This window comes from Tabrizicola sp. (assembly GCF_041919135.1).
Classification (GTDB): Bacteria; Pseudomonadota; Alphaproteobacteria; order Rhodobacterales; family Rhodobacteraceae; genus Tabrizicola.
Map to the genome: position 1 here is coordinate 21,805 of NZ_JAYRUJ010000017.1, position 19,416 is coordinate 41,220.

General features: G+C 70.2%; 18 protein-coding genes. 12 read left to right on the forward strand and 6 right to left on the reverse strand.

Translation table 11 applies throughout. The annotated features are described in order from the left end of the window. The first annotated feature begins 30 nt into the window (after nucleotides 1-30). On the forward strand, nucleotides 31-1,011 hold the full coding sequence (locus ACE3UA_RS13070; protein WP_374645783.1) for a class I SAM-dependent methyltransferase: 981 nt from the start codon (nucleotides 31-33) through the stop codon (nucleotides 1,009-1,011). A 9-nt stretch (nucleotides 1,012-1,020) separates the two neighbouring features. Continuing rightward, on the forward strand, nucleotides 1,021-1,833 hold the full coding sequence (locus ACE3UA_RS13075) for an SDR family NAD(P)-dependent oxidoreductase (protein ID WP_374645785.1): 813 nt from the start codon (nucleotides 1,021-1,023) through the stop codon (nucleotides 1,831-1,833). Here the strand turns inward: ACE3UA_RS13075 and ACE3UA_RS13080 are convergent, their stop codons facing one another. Further along, the gene (locus tag ACE3UA_RS13080; RefSeq protein WP_374645787.1) at nucleotides 1,834-2,223 is read right to left on the reverse strand and encodes a hypothetical protein; all 390 of its coding nucleotides are present in this window, start codon (nucleotides 2,221-2,223) and stop codon (nucleotides 1,834-1,836) included. 76 nt (nucleotides 2,224-2,299) lie between these two features. Between ACE3UA_RS13080 and hemF the strand changes: the two genes are divergently transcribed. From hemF to ACE3UA_RS13095, 3 genes are read left to right on the forward strand one after another with little or no spacing between them, the layout of a single operon-like run. Next, a complete protein-coding gene (gene hemF, locus ACE3UA_RS13085) occupies nucleotides 2,300-3,160 on the forward strand; it encodes an oxygen-dependent coproporphyrinogen oxidase (protein ID WP_374645789.1) in 861 nt (286 codons plus the stop codon). 10 nt (nucleotides 3,161-3,170) lie between these two features. After that, nucleotides 3,171-3,527, forward strand: a complete 357-nt coding sequence (locus tag ACE3UA_RS13090) for a hypothetical protein (RefSeq protein ID WP_374645791.1) — start codon at nucleotides 3,171-3,173, stop codon at nucleotides 3,525-3,527. Nucleotides 3,528-3,552: 25 nt separating this feature from the next. Further along, on the forward strand, nucleotides 3,553-4,968 hold the full coding sequence (locus ACE3UA_RS13095; RefSeq protein ID WP_374645793.1) for an FAD-binding oxidoreductase: 1,416 nt from the start codon (nucleotides 3,553-3,555) through the stop codon (nucleotides 4,966-4,968). Between the two features lie 42 nt (nucleotides 4,969-5,010). On the opposite strand, the gene ACE3UA_RS13100 is transcribed toward ACE3UA_RS13095, so the two are convergent. Beyond that, complete coding sequence (locus ACE3UA_RS13100) at nucleotides 5,011-7,068, reverse strand: caspase family protein (RefSeq protein WP_374645795.1); 2,058 nt, start codon at nucleotides 7,066-7,068, stop codon at nucleotides 5,011-5,013. Further along, nucleotides 7,068-7,685 carry a hypothetical protein gene (locus ACE3UA_RS13105; RefSeq protein WP_374645797.1) on the reverse strand — a complete coding sequence of 206 codons (618 nt, stop codon included), beginning with the start codon at nucleotides 7,683-7,685 and terminating at the stop codon, nucleotides 7,068-7,070. Before ACE3UA_RS13105 ends, ACE3UA_RS13100 begins: the two co-directional genes overlap by 1 nt. A gap of 176 nt (nucleotides 7,686-7,861) precedes the next feature. Between ACE3UA_RS13105 and ACE3UA_RS13110 the strand changes: the two genes are divergently transcribed. The 6 genes from ACE3UA_RS13110 to ACE3UA_RS13135 all read left to right on the forward strand — a co-directional run bounded on the left by ACE3UA_RS13110 (nucleotide 7,862) and on the right by ACE3UA_RS13135 (nucleotide 15,752). Continuing rightward, a complete protein-coding gene (locus ACE3UA_RS13110; protein ID WP_374645799.1) occupies nucleotides 7,862-9,139 on the forward strand; it encodes a trypsin-like peptidase domain-containing protein in 1,278 nt (425 codons plus the stop codon). A 25-nt stretch (nucleotides 9,140-9,164) separates the two neighbouring features. After that, the gene (locus ACE3UA_RS13115; protein WP_374645801.1) at nucleotides 9,165-9,854 is read left to right on the forward strand and encodes a response regulator transcription factor; all 690 of its coding nucleotides are present in this window, start codon (nucleotides 9,165-9,167) and stop codon (nucleotides 9,852-9,854) included. Further along, nucleotides 9,851-11,209, forward strand: coding sequence for an ATP-binding protein (locus ACE3UA_RS13120; protein ID WP_374645803.1), 1,359 nt, complete (start codon nucleotides 9,851-9,853; stop codon nucleotides 11,207-11,209). The genes ACE3UA_RS13115 and ACE3UA_RS13120 overlap by 4 nt, the downstream gene beginning before the upstream one ends. Before the next feature lie 21 nt (nucleotides 11,210-11,230). Continuing rightward, complete coding sequence (locus ACE3UA_RS13125; protein WP_374645805.1) at nucleotides 11,231-12,655, forward strand: patatin-like phospholipase family protein; 1,425 nt, start codon at nucleotides 11,231-11,233, stop codon at nucleotides 12,653-12,655. Between the two features lie 114 nt (nucleotides 12,656-12,769). Further along, on the forward strand, nucleotides 12,770-14,710 hold the full coding sequence (locus ACE3UA_RS13130; protein ID WP_374645807.1) for a caspase domain-containing protein: 1,941 nt from the start codon (nucleotides 12,770-12,772) through the stop codon (nucleotides 14,708-14,710). A gap of 1 nt (nucleotide 14,711) precedes the next feature. Continuing rightward, complete coding sequence (locus ACE3UA_RS13135) at nucleotides 14,712-15,752, forward strand: serine protease (protein ID WP_374645809.1); 1,041 nt, start codon at nucleotides 14,712-14,714, stop codon at nucleotides 15,750-15,752. Nucleotides 15,753-15,914: 162 nt separating this feature from the next. On the opposite strand, the gene ACE3UA_RS13140 is transcribed toward ACE3UA_RS13135, so the two are convergent. Then, nucleotides 15,915-16,295 carry a response regulator transcription factor gene (locus ACE3UA_RS13140; protein WP_374645811.1) on the reverse strand — a complete coding sequence of 127 codons (381 nt, stop codon included), beginning with the start codon at nucleotides 16,293-16,295 and terminating at the stop codon, nucleotides 15,915-15,917. 78 nt (nucleotides 16,296-16,373) lie between these two features. Here ACE3UA_RS13140 and ACE3UA_RS13145 point away from each other — a divergent pair, with 78 nt between their 5' ends. After that, nucleotides 16,374-16,646 carry a hypothetical protein gene (locus ACE3UA_RS13145; protein WP_374645813.1) on the forward strand — a complete coding sequence of 91 codons (273 nt, stop codon included), beginning with the start codon at nucleotides 16,374-16,376 and terminating at the stop codon, nucleotides 16,644-16,646. A gap of 119 nt (nucleotides 16,647-16,765) precedes the next feature. On the opposite strand, the gene ACE3UA_RS13150 is transcribed toward ACE3UA_RS13145, so the two are convergent. Then, complete coding sequence (locus tag ACE3UA_RS13150) at nucleotides 16,766-18,550, reverse strand: MFS transporter (protein WP_374645815.1); 1,785 nt, start codon at nucleotides 18,548-18,550, stop codon at nucleotides 16,766-16,768. A 202-nt stretch (nucleotides 18,551-18,752) separates the two neighbouring features. Beyond that, nucleotides 18,753-19,415 carry an adenylate kinase gene (locus ACE3UA_RS13155; protein ID WP_374645817.1) on the reverse strand — a complete coding sequence of 221 codons (663 nt, stop codon included), beginning with the start codon at nucleotides 19,413-19,415 and terminating at the stop codon, nucleotides 18,753-18,755. Between the last annotated feature and the right edge of the window lies 1 nt (nucleotide 19,416).

The following is a 19,416-nucleotide window of genomic DNA, read 5'->3' on the forward strand; positions in this document are numbered from 1 at the left end:
CCCTTCAGCGGGCCGGGGCCTGAGCCGCCCATGCGGTCCGCCCGTCTGTCCCTGGCGCTGGAAAGCGGCGCGCTGGTCCTTCCCGGCGAGGGCCGGATCGCCGTCCATCGGCCCCGGATCGGTGACAGCCTTCTGGCGCTGCCGCAGGAGCGCGTGGTGGTGCTGACCGGGTTTCGCCCGGACCACGACCATTTCGCCAGGGACTATGCGGTTGCCCCCGCGCCGCCCTATGCCGCGGCCATCGTCTGCCTGCCGCGCAGCCGCGAGGCGGGTCGCGCGCTGATCGCGCAGGCGGCGGCCGATGTGGCCCCCGGCGGCTGGGTCGCGGTGGACGGGCAGAAGACCGACGGGATCGACACGGCGCTGAAAGACCTGCGCAAGCGGGTGGACCTGTCGGAGAGCCTGTCGAAGGCGCATGGCAAGCTGGCCTTCTTCCCGGTCGGCCCCGACCTGTCGGACTGGCTGGCGCAGCCGTCGCGGGTCGGAGGGTTCCAGACCCTGCCGGGAGTGTTCTCGGCCGACGGGCCGGATCGCGGCTCGGTCCTCCTGGCGGGGGCGCTGCCGGCGAAGCTGGGCGGCAAGATCGCCGATCTGGGGGCGGGCTGGGGCTATCTCGCGGCCGAGATCCTGAAACGGCCGGGGGTGAAGCGGCTGGACCTGGTCGAGGCCGAGGCGGATGCGCTGGCCTGTGCGAAGGTGAACGTCACGGACGAGAGGGCGCGGTTCCACTGGGCGGATGCGACCTTGTGGAAGCCCGAAAGCCTGCTGGACGCGGTGGTGATGAACCCGCCGTTCCACACCGGGCGCGAGGCGGATGCGGGGCTGGGTGCTGCGTTCATCCGGGCGGCGCGGCGGATGCTGGCCCCCGATGGCGGGCTCTGGCTGGTGGCCAACCGTCACCTGCCTTATGATGCGGTGCTGGCCGAATGCTTCCTGGAGGTGCAGGAAGTGGCCGGCGACGGCGGTTTCCGCGTCATCCACGCCATCAAGCCCAGACGGGCGAAACCCTAGAGGCAGAGCATGTCCTTTTCCGTCAGCGGCAAGACCGCCATCGTGACCGGCGCGGCTTCGGGCATCGGGCTGGCCATCGCGCGGCACCTGGTCGACAAGGGGGCGAACGTGATGTTCGCCGACATCGACGAGGCCCGGCTGGAGGCCGAACTGGGCGAGGAGGCCCGGGCCGAAGGGCCGATCCGCATCTTCGGCGGCGACCTGACGGAAAAGCTGACCATCGCCAACCTGTTGTCGGCCACGGTCGATGCCTTCGACCGGCTGGACATCCTGGTGAACGCGAACCGCAAGATGATGGTCTCGGAGGTGCTGAACCCCGAGGCCGACGGGGTCGAGGAACTGTGGCGGCAGAACGTGCTCTCGGCGCTGCGGATGTCGCAGATGACGGCGAAGCGGATGATCCAGCACGGCCAGCGCGCGGGGCTGGAGGAGGGCACGATGCTGGGCGCGATCATCAACATCTCGTCCATCGCGGCGCGGGCCACCCGACCCGAGCTTTTGGGCTATTCGATGGCGGCGGCGGCGATGGACCAGATGACGCGCTCGCTGGCGGTGGCGCTGGCGCCGAAGGGGATCCGGGTCAATGCGGTGGCTTTCGGCAGCGTGATGAGCGCCAGCCTGCAGGTGGCGCTGCGCGACAACCCGGATTACCGCGACCAGATCACGGCGGCCACGCCGCTGGGCCGGATCGCCGCCCCGGCCGAACTGGCCGAGGCGGTGCAGTTCCTGGCCTCGGATGCCTCGGGCTTTGTCACCGGGCAGGTGCTGACGGTCGACGGCGGGCGCGGCATCCTGGACGTGGCCTGCGCGCCCTCGCACTGATCATTCCGGGTATTGCGCCCTGCACTGGGCGATCAGCGGCTGCGCCGCACGCGCAAGTTCCTGCCGCTTGAGCTTCAGGCTTTCCAGCTTCCGCGCCTCGTCCCGCAGGTCGATGGCCTTGGGCCGGGTCTTCGTCACCGGCTCGCGGTCGAGGCACATATGCGGCGGGCGCGGCGGTTCGCCCGGTTTCGAATGGGAGTGGCACCAGTTCCATTCGGTCTCGTAGACCGTGACGGTTTCGAGTGCATAGCCCCGGGCGAGGTTGGCCTCGGTCTCGGCGATCAGGCGGTCGACGGTGCGCAGGTCGCGGGTGGAGCGGTTGATGCATTGTTCCTGCGGGGTGCCGCAGGCGGCGAGCAGGGCGCAGAGCGTAAGGGCAAGACGTTTCATCGGGATCCCTCCTTGCGGCGGTGGAAAGCGGATCGCGGGGATGCTAGGCAGGGCCGGAAGCAGCCGGAGGCGAAGGATGACCGATCTCTTTGACAGCCGCAAGGCCGAGGCCGCCGCCTGGTTCCGGGGCCTGCGCGACCGCATCGTCGCGGATTTCGAGGCGCTGGAGGACCGGCATGCCAAGGGCGCGCCGGGCCGGTTCGAGGTGACGCCGACGCAGCGCGCCGATGGCGGCGGCGGGTTGATGAGCGTGATGCGCGGCGGCGGCGTGTTCGAGAAGGTCGGCGTCAACTGGTCCGAGGTGCATGGCACCCTTGGTGAGAAGGCGCAGCGCGCGATGGCGGCGCGGGGCGTGCCGGGGATGGAGGGTGACCCGCGCTTCTGGGCCAGCGGCATCAGCCTGGTCGCGCATATGGTCAACCCGCATACCCCGGCGGTGCACATGAACACCCGGATGTTCTGGACCCCCGGCGCCTGGTGGTTCGGCGGCGGGGCGGACCTCAACCCCTGCATCGAATATGCCGAGGATACCGCGCATTTCCACGGGCAGATGCAGGCCGCCTGCGATGCCCATGCGCCGGATTACTACCCGCGCTTCAAGGCCTGGGCCGACGAGTATTTCTTCGTGCCGCATCGCGGCCGGGCGCGGGGCGTGGGGGGCATCTTCTACGACGACCTGAACACCGGCGACTGGGAGGCGGATTTCGCCTTTACCCGCGACGTCGGCAGCGCCTTTTTGCCGGCCTTCCTGCCGGTGACGGAACGGCGCATCGCGACCGCCTGGACCGAGGCCGACCGCGAGGTGCAACTCGTGCATCGCGGGCTTTATGCCGAATACAACCTGGTCTACGACCGGGGCACGAAATTCGGGCTGGAGACCGGGCATGACGCCAATGCGGTGCTGATGAGCCTGCCTCCGGTCGCGAAATGGCCCTGAGGGGGTGAGGATGGCGGATATCGTGGTGAAGGCGGCCTATGGCTCGGTCGTCGAGGATGAGGGGATGCTGTTCGTCGGCTTCGCCGAGGGTGAGGACGAGGAGGAGAATTACGTCCTGTTCCGCCAGGACGCAGGCGGCGGGCCGGTCTGGTTCGAGGTGGGCGACGAGACCTTCGGGGCCGAGGACGGGGTGGAAAGCGTGACGCTGGGGCCGAAGGGACTGGAGATCGCGCTTGCCCCGGACAAGCGCGCGGCGTTCGGTTTCGCCGGAACGGTCGCGGTCCGGATCGGGGCGGGGTGCGAGGATGCGGCCCCGGCGCTGGAGGCCCTGCGCGGAATGCTGGGCGCGCGGTTCATCGCCGCATGAGGTATTCGCCCGGAATGGGGGAAGGATGGCGCTGATCGAGGATCTTCGCGCGGCGGTTGGCGCGGCGCAGGTGCTGACCGGGGCGGACATGGCCCGCCATGCGCGCGACTGGATGGGCAAGTATCAGGGCGCGCCGGTCGCAGTGGTCCGCCCGGGCTCGACCGCCGAGGTGGCGGCCTGCGTCCGGGTGGCGGCGGCGCATGGCGTGCCGGTTGTGCCGGTCGGCGGCAATACCGGCCTCGTGGGCGGGACGATGACCACGGGCGGCGTGATGGTCAGCCTGGAGCGGATGAACCGCATCCGGGCGGTGAAACGGGATGCGCGGCTGGTGGTGGCCGAGGCGGGGGTGATCCTGTCGCGCCTGCATGACGCGGCCGAGGCGGAGGGGCTGTATTTCCCGCTGTGGTTCGGGGCGCGCGGCTCGGCCATGCTGGGGGGTGTCCTGTCCACCAATGCCGGCGGGTCGAACGTGCTGCGCTATGGCAGCACACGGGGTCTTTGCCTGGGGCTGGAGGTCGTCCTGGCCGACGGGCGGGTGCTGGATCTGATGAGCGAGTTGCACAAGGACAATTCGGGCTATGACCTGAAGCAGATGTTCATCGGGGCCGAGGGGACGCTGGGGATCATCACGGCGGCGGTGATGAAGCTGGTGCCGCTGCCGCGCGCCCATGCGACGGCGACGCTGGCCGCGCGCTCGCTTCCGGATGCGCTGCTGCTTCTGAACCGGATGCAGGAGGCGACGGGCGGCAGGGTCGAGGCCTTCGAGTTCATGCCGCGCAGCTATTCCGAACGGCTGCGCGAGGTGCGGCCGGACCTGGGCCTGGCCTTCGACCATCTGCCCGAGGTGACGATCCTGATCGAGGCGGCGACGACCGTGCCTGCCGAGGCCGGGCCGGATGCGACGGGCGAGGTGCCGCTGGTCGCGCTTCTGGAACGGGTGCTGGCCGGGATGCTGGAGGAGGGGCTGGTCACCGATGCGGTGATCGCCCGGAGCGAGCAGCAGCGCCGGGCGATGTGGGCGCGGCGCGAGGCGGCGGCCGAGCTGTGCCTGGGGCTGGGGCCGATCGTCGACACGGATGTCTGCCTGCCGCTGGACCGGGTGGAGGTATTCCTGGCCCGGGTTCTGGCGCGGCTGGAGGCGCTGGATCCGGGGGCCCGAAGCCTGACGGTGGCGCATCTGGGCGACGGCAACCTGCATTTCACCGTCTTCCCGACCGGCGACGATGCGGGGCTGAAGGACCGGGTGCTGGAACTGGTCGAGGATGTGGTGGAGGAGTTGGGCGGCAGTTTCTCGGCCGAGCATGGGGTGGGGCTGTCGAAGCTGCCCTCGATGGCGCGGCGCAAGGACCCGGTGGCGCTGGAAGTGATGCGGGCGGTGAAGCGGGCGCTGGACCCGGAGGGGCGGATGAACCCCGGCAAGGTGGTCCCGGCTCGATCCTGACGCGGGAGCAGGGTGGGCGACTCGCCCCCTTTCGCTTGCGCCCTATTCGGCGGCCACGGTCCTGAGGTCCAGTTGCAGGATCGCCGGGCCCGGTCCTTCCGCCGTCTCCTCGCCCAGGGCCACCGCGCCGCGTGTGGTCTCGCCGAAACCGGCCTCGGCCAGCGCCGCATCGATGCCGCTGCCGCCGAGGCTGCGGCTGGTGTCCAGCGCGTCCTGGGCCAGATAGCTCAGGTCCTCGACTGGGCTTTGCGGTTTGGCGGGGGTGACCACGACCAGCATCCGCTCCTGCCCCAGCACCGAATCGGAAATCTTGAACAGGCCCTTCTTCAACTCGTCCCCCGGCTGCAGCCGGCCCGAGAACCAGTGGCTGATCGACCAGTCGGCGCCGATATAGAGGACGTTCACGTCCACCGGCCCGTCGCTGCCGTTGCGGGCAAGCACATGCACCTCGTCCTCGGGCAGAAGCGTCGGGACCGGGGCGAAGGGCAGGGGGCGCAGGGTGCGGTCCTCGGGCGTGCGGGTAAGGAGTTCGACCTCGACCTCCAGATTGCCCGCGCCCACCGCCGCGCCGAGCTTCATCAGGTTCTGCGCCCGGGCCATGGTGGTCAGCGTGTCGGCCAGCGTCGCGGCGAGGTCCGCCCCCGACCTGTCGGTGGTCAGGACCGAGGGGGTCGAGGCCAGATCCCCGGCAAGGCCGGTGGCGGGCAGGACCCAGATCGCCTCGGGACGGGGGCTGTCGGGCAGGACGGCGAGGCGGAGGTCGGCCTCCTGCTCCGCCGGGACGAAGGCAATCCGGGGGCCGGCGCTGGCGGTCAGCTCCTCCAGTGCGGAAAGCAGCGCGTCGGCGGGGGGCGAGCCCGCGCGGGGCAGGGCGACGGTCAGGGTGAAATCCAGCGCCTCGTCCAGCTTGCGCAGGGTGACGCCCTTGGGCAGGTCGGCGGGCAGGGCCTTGCCGTCCCGTTCCACCGGCGCGCCGGTGGCGGTGAAGGTATCGACGGTGGTCAGTTGCACAAAGCCCAATGCGGCATCGTCGGCATCGGCCGCGCTGGCCAGCACCGCCAGCACTTCGCCTTCGCTGAGGCCGTGCAGGCTGCCCGCAGGGATGGTCAGCCCCGCCCCGGTCGCCTCGGCCTGCCATTGCGCGACGCGGACGCCGCCGGTGCCGGAGAAGGCCACCTGGTCCAGGTCGCCCTCGAACAGCGGGGTGGAGCGGGCGAGATTCTTCACCGCATAGCGGCGCAGGACCTCCTGCCCGATCTGGGCATAGGTCGCCTGCGGATATTCGGCCAGCACCTCCATCAGGGTCCAGGTAAAGACGCCCTGCGGCTTCCTTCCCGGCTTGCCCTTGGGCAGGTTCTTCTCGGGCGTCACCTCGTTGGTCTGGGCGGCGAAGAAGGCGACGAAGCTGCCCTCGCCTTCCCCGGCGTCGAACGGGGCCTCGGGCGCGCGCGGGTCGCCCACCGAGCGGGTGGTCTCCACCGCCTCGGGGTCGATCCCCAGCGCCTCGGGCGGAAGCTGGCGGGTGCGGACCTCCTCCCCGGATGCGTCGAGACTGCGGGTGACGGTGCCGGAGTGACAGCTGTCGAACACCGCCCAGACATTCGCCCCCTTGCCACGCAGCCCGTCGATCAGCGCGCCGATCTCGTCATCGACCAGCGCGTTTTCCACCGCGCCGACCTGGTTCGACCAGGGGCCGATGTCGACGGGTAGGAAAAGCTCGTCCAGCCCGTCGAGTTCGCTGGCCGGATCGAACGCGGGGGCCTGGGTGCCGTGGCCGGAAAAATGGAGGTAGACGAAATCGCCGGGCTGCACCTTTGCCGTCAGGTCGGCGAAGGCGGCGCGGATCGCGGCCAGGGTGGGCGGCGTGGCGCCGGGGACGCCGTCGGAGAGGAGGGCGACATGATCGGGCGCGAAGGGAACCGGGGCCTCGGTCGTCAGATAGGTGGCGACGAGTTGCACGTCGTTCGCGGGGCCTTTCAGCCACCAGCGTTCCTCCAGGTTCGGATACTGGTTCGCCCCGATCAGGAGCGCGTAATTCTCGCGCGCCAGGGCAGGGAGGGCGGCAAGGCAGAGGGCGGAGGTGAGAAGGGCGCGCAGCATCAGTTCGTCATCAGCGCATAGGGGGCCGCGGCGGGGCCCTTGTTTTCCACCGTCAGCGAGAAGGTTCCGCCGGTGGCCGGTGTCCAGCCGCAATAGGCGATATGGCTGATGTCGGTGTCGGAACAGACCAGCCGACCCTTGTCGTCGCGCACGGTGAGGTTGAGGTTTGTGGCGGCCCTGGCCTCGACATAGACCTCGGCATATTCGCCGCCGCGAAACTCGATCGGCGGGTAGGTGTCGCCGCCGCCGTTCGCCAACTGGCCGATGTTGTAGACCGGGCCGGAGGCGACGCCCTTCACCGTCTCGGCGCGGATGTCGTCGATGAGGCCGGCGAGGGCCTCGTCGCCGGTGACAAGGGGTTCGGCGCTGGCCAGCATCTCCTCCCAGGTCAGCGGGGTGCCCGCGACCGGGGTGCCGCCTTCGGGCGCGCGGTCGCTGGCGGTGGGGGCCAGCGTCTTGCGCAACCGGGCGGCGGAGAGGATCAGGAGCGGGTCGCCCTGCGCCAGCCCCAGCGCGTAGAGGCGGGCGGAAAGCTCGGCGGTCTTGACCGGCGAGGGGGTCTCGGCCAGCGCGGGCGGGGCGAGGATCAGGGTCAGGGCAACGAGGCTGCGGCGCATGGGGTTTCCCGGTTCTGTCTGGCGGCAGGATGCGGCGCGGCCTTCCGCCTGTAAATGCGGGATTTCCGCATGACGGCCTTTGTCATGTGCCCTGCCGGAAGGCGGCTGCTAGCAAGGCGGCAACGAGGCAGACAAGGTGTATGATGATGCAGGCAAGGCAGGGACAAGGCCGACCGATGCGGTTCGTCGAGGCAGTGGCGGTGCTGGTCGTGCTGGTGCTGGTGGCGCTGATCGGCCCGGCCGAGGCGAGGGCGCTGGACCGAGCGATGGACCGGGTGTTCACGGTGCATGGCGCGGATGCCGAGGATCGCTTCCTCGGCTCGGCCTTCCTTTGGGGCGACGGGTCGGTGGCGGTGACCAATGCGCATGTGGTGGGCGAGGCCGACGAGGTGCGGCTGGTCGACCGGCACGGGGCCGAGGAGCTGGCGCTGGTCATCGCGCGCGATGCGGTGCGGGATGTGGCGGTGCTTTCGGTCGCGCCGGGCCGCGAGGGGCTGGTGCTGGCGGATTCCGTGCCGGGCTTGGGGGATGAGGTCTTCGCGCTGGGCGCGCCGCTCGGGGTGGAGTTCACGCTGACCGAGGGGCGGATTTCCGCGACCGCGCGGCAGGTGGACATCACGGTGCCGCTGCGGCTGCTCCAGCATGACGCGGCGGTCAATCCGGGGTCCTCGGGCGGGCCGCTGGTGGATGCCGGGGGGCGGCTTCTGGGGATGAACAGCCAGATCGCCGATGGCAGCCGGATGTTCGTGGGCATCGCCTATGCGATCTCGGCCGCCGATCTGGCGCGGATCGTGCCGGGACTGGTCGCGGAGACGCTGCCGCCCTTGCCGAAGCTGGGGCTGAGGGCGCGGCCGGTGGACCGGCAGGTGGCGGCGGCGCTGGGCGTGCCGGTCGGCGGCCTGCTGGTGGACGGGGTCGAGGCGGACTCGCTGGCCGGGGCCGCGGGACTGGCGGCGGGGGATATCCTGCTGGCAGTGGACGGCGCGGCGCTGGCCGAGCCGGGGGAACTGGCCTTTGCGCTGGAGCGGGCAGGCACCGAGGCCATGCTGACGCTGATGCGCGGCGGCGCGCGGCTGGAGCTGGCGCTGTCGCTGGCGGCCGAGGACGCGGACGGGCTACGGCTGCGTGAGCTGGGGCAGGCCGCGCCGATGGCGGTCAGGTCCTACCGGCTGGCGGCGCTGGGGGTGGTGCTGGACGATGCGGGCGTGGTGACGGGGGTGACCGAGAACTCGCCCGCGCTGTTTGCCGGGCTGGCGCAGGGCGACCGCATCCTGGCGGTGAACGGTGCGGCGGTCGATCTGGCGGGCTATGAGATCACCGGGCCGGTGCTGATCCTTGTGGCGGCGCCGGGCGGTGCGACGCGGCACATCTACCTCGACCCCTGGGGCGAGACCGGGGGCCTGCGGCCGGTGGGTGGGGCGAATGTGCTTGACCCGGACGTGGTCGTGTTCTGAATGATCGTGCAGTGAAGGCGGGGCCATGCAAGATCGTATCCTGATCGTCGAGGACGACCCCGAGACCGCCGCCGCCGTGCGGGCCGAGGTCGAGGGCCTGGGCTGCGCCGCCGACCATCGCGACACGCTGGAGGCGGGGATCGCGGCCGCCGTCGCCACGCCCTACCGGGTGATCGTGCTGGACCGGATGCTGCCCGGCGGCGACGGGGTGGAGGCGATGGCGCGGATAAGGGCCGGGGGATCCTCGGCGCTGATCCTGATTCTCTCGGCGCTGGGCCGGGCCGCGAACCGGGTGGAGGGGCTGGAGAAGGGCGCGGACGACTACCTGCCGAAGCCCTTCGAGCCCGAGGAACTGCGCGCGCGCCTGCGGGCGCTGTTGCGCCGGGGCACGATGCAGGTGCTGGACAACGACCTGCTGGCCTTCGGCGAGCTGGAGATAAGGCTGAAGGCGCGGACGGTGCATGTAAGGCGCGCGCATGTCGCCGTCAGCCCCAAGGAGTTCGAGTTGCTCACCTATTTCGCCCGGAATGCGGGGCAGGTAGTCACGCGGATGCAACTTCTGGAAAACGTCTGGAACCTGCATTTCGACCCCGGCACCAATGTCGTCGATGTCCATGTCGGCCGCTTGCGCCGCAAGCTGGAGGAGGCGGGCTCGCAGGCGATCCAGACCGCGCGGGGCGAGGGCTATGTCTTTGCGCCCAGGGTGGGCGGGTGACGCTGGCCCGGCCGATGGCGGCGCGGGCGACGCTTCGCTTGGCGGCGCTGATGGCGCTGGCGGTGACGCTTCTGTCGCTGGGGGCGATGGCGCTGCAATACCGGCTGGTCGAGGCGCGGCTGATGGCGGCGCAACGGGCGGCGCTGGCGGCGGATCTGGCGGGCTTCGGCGCGCTATACGACCAGCGCCGGATCATCGCCTTGCGGCAGGCGATCGACTATCGCGCGACGGCGGCGACGGGCGAGGAGATGCTGGTCCTGCTGGACCGGCAGGGCGCGGTGCTGGCGGGCACGCGGGCCGCCTGGCCCGAGGGCGTGGCGACCGAAGGCGAGGGCTTTGCGGTGGAACCGGCCGGAATCATCCTGGACGGCGGGGTGCGCTGGCTGGCCGTGGCGCGCGACCTGCCGGGGGGCTTCCCGCTGCTGGTGGCGCGCAGTCTGCGGCCGGTGGACGAGACGCTGGCGGCGATGCGGCGCGGGATGCTGGGGCTGTTCGCGGCGCTGCTGCTGGCGGGCGGCGGGGTCGGCTGGCTGGCCGCGCGCTCGGTCATGCGGCGGATCGGGCGGCTGAACGACCTTGCCGACCGGGTGGCCGAGGGTGCCCTGGACGCCCGCCTGCCGGGGGCGCGTTCGGACGACGAATTCGGCCTTCTGGAAACCCATGTCCATGCCATGCTGGACCGGATCCAGAACCTGAACCGGGCGACGCATCGCCTGTCCGACACCATCGCGCATGAGTTGCGCACGCCCCTGAACCGGATGCTGCAGAAGCTGTCGCGGATCGAGGGGCAGGAGGAGCTTGCGGCCGAGCTGAAGGCCGAGATGCGGCAGGCGATCCGCATGTTCGATTCGCTGCTGGACATCAGCCGGGCCGAGGCCGATGCCGGGACCGGCGGGGGGCTGGTGCCGGTGGACCTGTCGGCGGTCGTGGCCGAGGTCTGGGACCTCTACGAGCCGCTGGCCGAGGACAAGGGGCTGGCGACCGGGGCGCGGGTCGCGCCGGGGCTGCGCGTGCTGGGCGACCGCAACCTGATCGCGCAGGTGCTGGCGAACCTTCTGGACAATGCGATCAAGTATTGCGCGGCGGGCGACCGGCTGGAGCTGGACCTTGCAGAGGCCGGGGACCGCCATGTCCTGCGGGTCGCCGACAGCGGGCCGGGCCTGCCCGATGAGATGAAGGCCGAGGCCTTCGACCGCTTCACCAGGGCCGAGCGCGACCGGGGCACCCCCGGCCACGGCCTTGGCCTTGCGCTGGTCCGGGCCATCGCGGCGCGGCACGGCGCGCGGCTGGTCCTGCCCGAGGGCCCCGGATTCACGCTTGAAATCCATTGGCCAAGGCTTCAGCAATCGGAGTGAACGTCCTTTCCCGGTTCCTGCATGCGTTTCCTGCTATTCGCCCTTCTGGCCCTGACAGGCTGTGCCCCCTGGAACCAGCCCCGGAACCAGCCCTTGCAGGGAGAGAACGCGTCGCTGTCGGATCCGGGAACGGGGGAGGGCGAGCTTTTCGTCGGCCTTGCCTTCTCGGGCGGCGGGTTCCGGGCCACGGCCTTCGCCTATGGCATGCTGGAGGAGTTGCGGGCGGCGGGAGAGGGGCCGGAGGGGCTTCTGGACGAGGTGCGGCTGGTCTCGGGCGTGTCGGGCGGCTCGATCATGGCGGCGCAGTTCGGGCTGCACGGGCCGCGGGGGCTGGACGGGTTCCGCGACTTTCTGGCCAGCGACGGCGAGGCGCGGATGGTCACCTCGGGCTTCAACCCGCTGACCATCGTCAAGGGCGTGGCCGGCGGCGTGAACGGGCGCGACACGTTCGGCCGCACGCTGGACGAGACCCTGTTCCACGGCGCGACCTTCGCCGACCTGCGCCACTCGCGGATCAGGACCTGGATCAACGCCACCGACATGGCGAACAACACGCCCTTCCTGTTCAGTCCTGAGACCTTCGACGCGCTCTGTTCCGACCTGTCGCAGGTGCGCCTGTCCGAGGCGGTGGCGGCATCGGCGGCCTATCCCCTGGTCTTCACCCCGATCGTGCTGGAGGCCCATCAGGGCGACTGCGACTATCGCGAGCCGGACTGGCTGACCGCGGCGCGCTACAACCCCGAGGCGACGGCGGCGATGCGGGCCCATGCGCGGGCGCTGGAAAGCTATACGAACCCCGAGGAAGTGAAGTTCGTCAAGCTTCTGGACGGGGGGATCACCGACAATTTCGGCACCACCGGCCTGGCGGTGGAACGGGCGCGGGCCGAGGTGCCCTATGCGCCCTTGACGGCGCAGGAGGCGGTGAAGCTGAAGCGGATGCTGTTCCTGGTCGCCAATGCCGGGGTGGAATCGGATTACGGCTGGACGCAGAAGGTCGCGGGGCCGGGGGGCGTCAATCTGGCGATGTCGATTGCCGGCAGCGCGATGTCGGCGGCCTCGCGCTCGGGCTACGACTCGATGCGGGGCGAACTCAGGCTGTGGGAGATGGAGCTGATCGAATGGCGCTGCGGCCTGCCGCTGGCCGAGGTCCGGCGGCTGCGCGGCGATACCGAGGGCTGGGATTGCAGGGATGTGAAGCTCTTCGTCGGCGAGGCGAGTTTCGCCAACCTTCCGGCCGATCTGCGCGACGAGATGAACCTTGTGCCGACCCGGTTGAAGCTGGAGGGCGATCAGGTCGACAAGGTGATCGCGGCCGGGCGGATGGCGGTGCGGGCGACGCCCGAGTTCAACGGGTTCCTCGCCTCGCTGGACGGCAACGCGGTCGAGGCGCGGATCGAGGCGGGGATCGCCTCGGGCGGGCGGCGGGTGCTGCCGGTGGGGAACTGAGGCGGGCCCAAAATTTTTCGCCGAAAAATTTTGGGCCGACGGGCCGGTGACAAATTCCGTCATACGCGGCGGGGCACTTGTTCCGTGACGGCGCGCGGATAGAGTTTGCGCATCATGCGTGGCCTTCTCCCTCCGCTCCTCTGCGCCCTTGCCCTGTCCGGGTCTGCCGCCCTGGCCGAGGTTCGGGCGGTCCTGGTCGGGGTGAGCGACTATCTGGTGCTGGACGCCGACCTGAAGGGACCGGCGAACGATGTCCGCCTGATGGCCGGGACGCTGGCCGCGCGGGGCGTTCCCGCCGGGGCGATGGTGGTGCTGACCTCGGATCCCTCGGGCCTGCCGGCGGGGGTGGTCACGGGTCTGCCGCTGCGGGCCGGGATCATGGCGGCGCTTGATGCCGTGGCGGCGGAATCGCAGCCGGGCGACACGCTGGTCTTCTATTTCTCGGGCCACGGCGCGCAGGCTCCGGACATGTCGGGCGACGAGGGCGGGGGCTATGACGAGATCCTCTTGCCCGCCGACGCCTCGGGCTGGAAGGGCGCGATCGGGGCGGTCGAGAATGCGATCCTGGACGATGAATTGCAGGACTGGGCGCAGCGTGCCTTGTCGCGGGGCGTGCGGGTGGTGGGGCTGATCGACGCCTGCCATTCGGCCACCGGATTCCGGGCGCTGGGCGCGGGGGGCGTGGCGCGGGTGGTGGAGGAAGGCCTGCTGGGCATACCGGAGGATGTGGTGCCGGTCGTGGGCAACCCCCTGCCGCCCTTGAGCGGGGAGTTCGTGTTCCTCTATTCCTCGCAATCAGACCAGCGGTCCTTTGAATATCCGATGGCCGACGGCACATGGCATGGCGAATTCACCCTGCGGCTGGCCCAGGTCCTGCGCGAGGCGCCGGGGGCAAGCTGGGCACAGGTCCTGGCCGCGACGACCGAGGCGATGGTGCAGGGGCCGGCCCGGCAGATGCCCGAGGGCGAGGGGCCGATGCTGGAGGCGCAGGTCTTCGGCGAGGGTATGGGCGCGGCGCGGTGGCCCGTCGCCGGCGCGAAGGTGGAGGGGGGCCTTCTGCAGGGACTGGCGCAGGGGGCCGAAGTGGCGGTCTATGCGGAAGCCTCGGGCGGGGAGCCGCTGGCGGTGCTTGCGCTGGCCGGGGTGACGGCGCGCGAGGCGCGGATCGCGGGGACCTTGCCCGAGGGCGCGGCCTGGGCCGAACTGGTCAGCGCCCCGCCGCCCGAGCCTCTGGTGCTGGCCGCGCCGGTGCGGGCCGATCCGGGCGACGGCCGGGACTATGCCGCCTGGACCGCCGCCCTCCCGCCGCCGGGGCCGAGGCCCGATCTGGTGCCGATCCTGGTGGACGGGGCGGTGGCGCTGGCCGGCGCGGACGGGGTGCTGGACCCGGACGGGCCGGGCTCCTCGCCCCGGATCCTGGCCGAGGCGGGCGAGACGCCGGCCGAGGCGGTGGCGCGGATGCTGGAGCAGGCGGCGCATGGGCTGCGGCTGCGCGCGGTGCTGGCGGGCGCGACCGGGCGCGGATTGACGGCGGTGCCGCCCCTGACGATGACCGTCGAGCGGCGCGCGGCGACCGGCGGCTGCGGCACGGCGGGGAAGGCCGAGGTCTTCGACCCGGCCAGGGGCGTCGCGCCCTGCGACCAGCTCTGGCTGGTGCTGGAGAACACCGGCGGCCGGGCGCAGGACGTCTCGGTACTGTACTTCGCGGCGGATTTCGCGGTGACGCCGATCTGGCCGGCGCAGAATCTGGCGAACCGGCTGGCCCCCGGCGAGAGCGTCCGGGTCGGCCTGATGATCGAGGACGGCAGCACGGCGGGGCTGGAGGAGATCTGGATCCTGGCCGTTCCCGCCGATCCCGACGCGCCCCGCGTGGACCTGACGCGCCTGGCCCGGCCCGAGACCACGCGCGCGGCCGGGGCGGATGCGATGGTGCTCTGGCTGGAGGGGCGGCTGGACCCCGAGGCGCGGAGCCGAGGCTTTACCCTGAAACCCGCCCCGCTGGTGATGCTGCGCCAGATGGTGCGCCTGACCCCCAAGATTGCCATGGAGAATTGAGATGCGGACCCTGCCTGCCCTGCTTGCCCTCGCCCTCGCCGCCCCGGTCCAGGCCGAGGAGACGGGATTTGCCGCGCCGAAGGCTGTGACGGCATCGCCCTACGAATATGCCAGGTCCGGCGCCAAGGCCGAACGCGCGAAGGCGGCGGATGTGGCGGGCGCCAAGGTGATCGGCGGCGAGGTGGCGGCCGAGGGGGCCTGGCCCTGGCAGGTCGCGCTCCTGATCGCCGGGGCCGAGGTCGGCACCGATGCCCAGTTCTGCGGCGGCTCGCTGGTGATGGACCGCTGGGTGCTGACGGCGGCGCATTGCATCCACATGCCGCAGGAGGACGGCAGTTTCGCCGACCTGATGCCGCAGGATGTCTCGATCCTGGTCGGCACCAACGAGTTGCAGCCGGGCAAGGGCGACCTGATCCCGGTCGAGGCGATCTTCCGCCACCCGTCCTATTCGGGCGCCCAGTTCGATTTCGACATCGCGCTGGTCAAGCTTGCCCGCGCGCCGAAGGTGAAGTTCCAGACGATCGAGGTGCCGGATGCCGAATACGGCGACCTGCTGAACCAGCAGGGCGTGACCACGATCGTCACCGGCTGGGGCCTGCAGGAGGGCGCGATGGCCTCGCCGCAGTTGCGGCAGGCGCAGATCCAGGTGCTGGATCGCGAGCTGTGCAATTCGGCGATGCTGGAGGCGATGGCCGAGGATGCCGCGGGCGGCTTCGGCTATGCAGTGCAGACGCTGGGGGTGGGCGAAGCGGACGCCTATGCGATCTGGGACGAGCTTCTGGCCCGCGCGCCGATGCCGGTGAGCGAGAATATGATCTGCTCGGGCACCTTCGAGGGCGGCAAGACCAGCTGCAACGGCGACAGCGGCGGGCCGCTGGTCGTGCCGCTGGAGGACGGCGGCTATATCCAGGCCGGGATCGTGAGCTGGGGCCTGAGCGCCCAGTCGGGTCAGGGCTGCGAGGAGACGGCGCTGTTCTCGGCCTATACCAACATCTCGCATTTCGTGCCCTGGCTGAACGAGGTGATCGCGGCCAATCCGTGATCGGCGGCCTGTCGAAGCAGGCGTTCCGCGCGAGATCTTGTAAAGGCCGTCCGAGCGGTTGTCGAAGCGGAACCCGGTAAGCTGGGAAAGCCGGCGCGTCGATGACTTCGTCACTTCTCGCGGTGTCGCCCGACGAGGAGACGAAGTCGAACGAGGAGGGGGTCAGGGCGCGAGCAGGCGGCGGACTTCGGCGCGGAGGTCCTTCAGCTCGAAAGGCTTGGTGATGAAGCCGTCAGCCCCGAGCGCCAGGCCCTTGCGCCGTTCCACCGCCGAGCCGCGCGCGGTCATCATCAGCACCTTGATCCCCGACAGCGCGGGATCGGTGCGGATGCTTTCACAGATCTCGTAGCCCGAGACCTCGGGCAGCATCACGTCGAGAAGGACGAGGTTCGGCCGGGTGTCGCGAATGCGGGACAGGGCCTCGGCGCCGCTGGCGACCCGGTCGTGGCAGTAGCCCTCGCGGGTGATGAGATATTCCAGCGCGGTGGCGATGTTGTCCTCGTCCTCGACCACGAGGATGCGGGCGGGATGCGGGGCGATCATGGGCCGCCGCCTTGTCGTGCCGGGGGGCTTGTGCGGCGGCGGGGGATCGGGGAAGGATGCGCAAAGGGAGATGTCAGAATGGTCGAACTCATCCAGTCGCAGCTTGCCGATCCGTTCCGCATCGGTCTGATCGTGGCCCTGGTGGTCACGATGTACCGCACGCGGGCGGCGACCGGGACGCTCTTGCCGCTGGCGGCGGGCGTGGTCTTCGTGGCGGTGATCCTGCCCTCGACCGGGATCGGCGGCGGGGCCGACCTGATGCAGGCGGTGCTGGCGGGGATCCTGTCCAACCTGATCATCCTGGGCATCGTTCTGGCCCTCGCGGCTTTGGTGCGGCGGCTGCGGGGATAATCCCTGCCTTCGGAAAAGGACCGCCGGGCGCGGCACTTGTCGGGAGGCATGCAAAGGATGCGGGCGCTTCCGCCGCAGGGATCGGGCCGGGGCGGAAACCGCCCCGGCCCTTTTGCTGATCAACGCCCGTCGTCGGCGAAGATGTCCTTCTTGTGGGTGCCGCCCGGCACGAACAGCGCGCCGATCACCACCGTCATCATGGCGACCACGATCGCATACCACAGGCCCGCGTAGATGTTGCCGGTCTGGGCCGAGATCGCGAAGGCGGTCGCGGGCAGCAGGCCGCCGAACCATCCGTTGCCGATGTGATAGGGCAGCGACAGGCCGGAGTAGCGGATCCGGGTCGGGAACAGCTCGACCAGCATGGCCGCGATCGGGCCGTAGACCATCGTCACCAGGATGATCAGATAGGTCAGGATCGCGACGATCGTGAGCTTCTGCACGGTGAAGATGTCCAGGAAGTGCTCGGCCTTGGCCAGCGAGGTGTTCTCGGACGGGTTGATCGGATAGCCGGCCGCGGTCAGGGCCGCGTTCAGCTCGCCATCGAAGCGCTTCTTCTCGTCCGCGGCATTCTCGGCCTTGCCGTCATAGCCCTGGATCACGGTCTCGCCGATCTTGACCGAGGCGATCGTGCCGGCAGGCGCGTCCTCGGTGCTGGAGTTGGCGGAACGCGCGGTCAGGCCGGCCTTCAGGATGTCGCAGGAGTTGGTGAACTTCGCGGTGCCGACCGGGTTGAACTGGAACGAGCAGTCGGCCGGGTCGGCGGTCACGGTGATCGGGGTGTCCTGGGCGTGCGACAGCACCGGGTTGGCGGTTTCGGTCAGGAACTTGAACACCGGGAAGTAGGTGACGGCGGCGATCAGGCAGCCGGCGAGGATGATCGGCTTGCGGCCGATGCGGTCCGAGAGCGCGCCGAAGAACAGGAAGCCGCCCGTTCCCAGCACCAGCGACCAGGCGACGAAGACGTTCGCCGAGAAGCTGTCGATCTTGACGATGTTCTGCATGAAGAACAGCGCGTAGAACTGGCCCGAGTACCAGACCACGGCCTGCCCGGCGGTCAGGCCGAGAAGCGCGATCAGCGCGATCTTGCCGTTGCGCCAGTTGCCGAAGGCCTCGCGCAGCGGCGCCTTGGACTGGGCACCCTCTTCCTTCATCTTCTTGAAGGCGGGGGATTCGTTCATCTGCAGGCGGATATAAAGCGAGATCGCCAGCAGCAGGATCGAGCCCAGGAAGGGAATCCGCCAGCCCCAGGCGTTGAAGGCCTTCATCATCGCCGGCGTGCCGTCGGCGTTCATCACGGCGGCGCCAGCGGCGTCAAGCACCGGCTGGTCGGGATAGTTGCCGTTGACGTAGCCCTGGACCGAGATGATCACGATGAGCGACAGAAGCAGGCCCAGCGTGGCGGTGGTCTGGATGAAGGCGGTGAAGTAGCCGCGCTGGTTGGCGGGCGCGTGTTCGGCCACATAGACCGCCGCACCGCCGTATTCCCCGCCAAGGGCGAGGCCCTGCAGCATCCGCAGCGTGATCAGGATGATCGGCGCGGCGACGCCCCAGGAGTAGTAGCTGGGCAGCATGCCGACGAGGAAGGTCGACAGGCCCATGATCATGATCGTCATCAGGAAGGTGTACTTCCGGCCGATCAGGTCACCGAGCGAGCCGAACACCAGCGCGCCGAAGGGGCGCACGATGAAGCCGGCGGCGAAGGCCAGAAGCGCGAAGACGTTGCGCGTGGCTTCCGGGAAGGGCGTGAAGAACTGGGCGCCGATCACGGCGGCCAGCGAGCCATAGAGATAGAAGTCATACCATTCGAAGATGGTCCCGGCCGAGGAGGCGAGAATGACCTTCTTCTCCTCCCCGGTCATCGGGCGCGAGCGGTCGCGCACATTTGTGGTGGTCGTCGTCATGCATTACCTCCTTGTGGCCTGAACCGATGGTCCAGGCGATCCCTGTTGTCCTTGGCCATGTGCCCGCCCGTTTTGGCAGGCCCCGTGCTGTCATCCATCCCGCCGGGGATGGTCGTCCTGAAGGGGCCTGGCGCAGCCTGCCTCCCCCTCCCTTCCGGTCCCCGTCCGCCCCTCCTCGTGGGTCAGGGCGGGAACCCGGGTCTCATGCCGCGACGCGCCCGACGATGTCGGCCAGCGTGGCGCGGATTCCGTCGATCGAGCCCATGGCCGGCACCTTCTGAAGCACCGAGAGCCGGTCGTAATGCGCGATCAGCGGCGCGGTCTGGGCGTGATAGGCCGAGAGCCTTTCGCGCACGGTCACCGCATTGTCGTCGGCCCGGCGCTTGAACCCGGTGCCGCCGCATTTGTCGCAGACCCCCGCGGTCGCGGGCTGCTTGAACTGGTCGTGATAGCCTTCCCCGCAATCACCGCAGGTGTAGCGGCCCGAGACGCGGGCGACCATCGCCTCGTCGTCGACCTCCAGGCTGATCGCGGCGGTCACGGATCGCCCGGCCTCGGCCAGAAGCGCATCCAGCGCGGCGGCCTGGCCGGCGGTGCGCGGAAAGCCGTCCAGGATGATGCCCTTGGCCACGTCGGGCTGGGCCATCCGGTCCTTGAGGATCGCCAGAACGATGTCGTCCGAGACCAGCTGCCCGGCCTCCATCACCGCCTTGGCGCGCTTTCCGGCCTCGGTCCCCGCGGCCACGGCGGCGCGCAGGAGGTCGCCGGTGGAAAGCTGGACGAGGCCGAAATCCTCTTCCAGCATCCGCGCCTGGGTGCCCTTGCCCGCGCCGGGCGGGCCGAGAAGGATGAGAACGGGGGCCATG

Coding starts and splice junctions, on each gene's coding strand:
- ACE3UA_RS13070 (WP_374645783.1), top strand. CDS start 31: ATGCGGTCCGCCCGTCTGTCCCTGGCGCTGGAAAGCGGCGCGCTGGTC.
- ACE3UA_RS13075 (WP_374645785.1), top strand. CDS start 1,021: ATGTCCTTTTCCGTCAGCGGCAAGACCGCCATCGTGACCGGCGCGGCT.
- ACE3UA_RS13080 (WP_374645787.1), bottom strand. CDS start 2,223: ATGAAACGTCTTGCCCTTACGCTCTGCGCCCTGCTCGCCGCCTGCGGC.
- hemF (WP_374645789.1), top strand. CDS start 2,300: ATGACCGATCTCTTTGACAGCCGCAAGGCCGAGGCCGCCGCCTGGTTC.
- ACE3UA_RS13090 (WP_374645791.1), top strand. CDS start 3,171: ATGGCGGATATCGTGGTGAAGGCGGCCTATGGCTCGGTCGTCGAGGAT.
- ACE3UA_RS13095 (WP_374645793.1), top strand. CDS start 3,553: ATGGCGCTGATCGAGGATCTTCGCGCGGCGGTTGGCGCGGCGCAGGTG.
- ACE3UA_RS13100 (WP_374645795.1), bottom strand. CDS start 7,068: ATGCTGCGCGCCCTTCTCACCTCCGCCCTCTGCCTTGCCGCCCTCCCT.
- ACE3UA_RS13105 (WP_374645797.1), bottom strand. CDS start 7,685: ATGCGCCGCAGCCTCGTTGCCCTGACCCTGATCCTCGCCCCGCCCGCG.
- ACE3UA_RS13110 (WP_374645799.1), top strand. CDS start 7,862: ATGCGGTTCGTCGAGGCAGTGGCGGTGCTGGTCGTGCTGGTGCTGGTG.
- ACE3UA_RS13115 (WP_374645801.1), top strand. CDS start 9,165: ATGCAAGATCGTATCCTGATCGTCGAGGACGACCCCGAGACCGCCGCC.
- ACE3UA_RS13125 (WP_374645805.1), top strand. CDS start 11,231: ATGCGTTTCCTGCTATTCGCCCTTCTGGCCCTGACAGGCTGTGCCCCC.
- ACE3UA_RS13130 (WP_374645807.1), top strand. CDS start 12,770: ATGCGTGGCCTTCTCCCTCCGCTCCTCTGCGCCCTTGCCCTGTCCGGG.
- ACE3UA_RS13135 (WP_374645809.1), top strand. CDS start 14,712: ATGCGGACCCTGCCTGCCCTGCTTGCCCTCGCCCTCGCCGCCCCGGTC.
- ACE3UA_RS13140 (WP_374645811.1), bottom strand. CDS start 16,295: ATGATCGCCCCGCATCCCGCCCGCATCCTCGTGGTCGAGGACGAGGAC.
- ACE3UA_RS13145 (WP_374645813.1), top strand. CDS start 16,374: ATGGTCGAACTCATCCAGTCGCAGCTTGCCGATCCGTTCCGCATCGGT.
- ACE3UA_RS13150 (WP_374645815.1), bottom strand. CDS start 18,550: ATGACGACGACCACCACAAATGTGCGCGACCGCTCGCGCCCGATGACC.
- ACE3UA_RS13155 (WP_374645817.1), bottom strand. CDS start 19,415: ATGGCCCCCGTTCTCATCCTTCTCGGCCCGCCCGGCGCGGGCAAGGGC.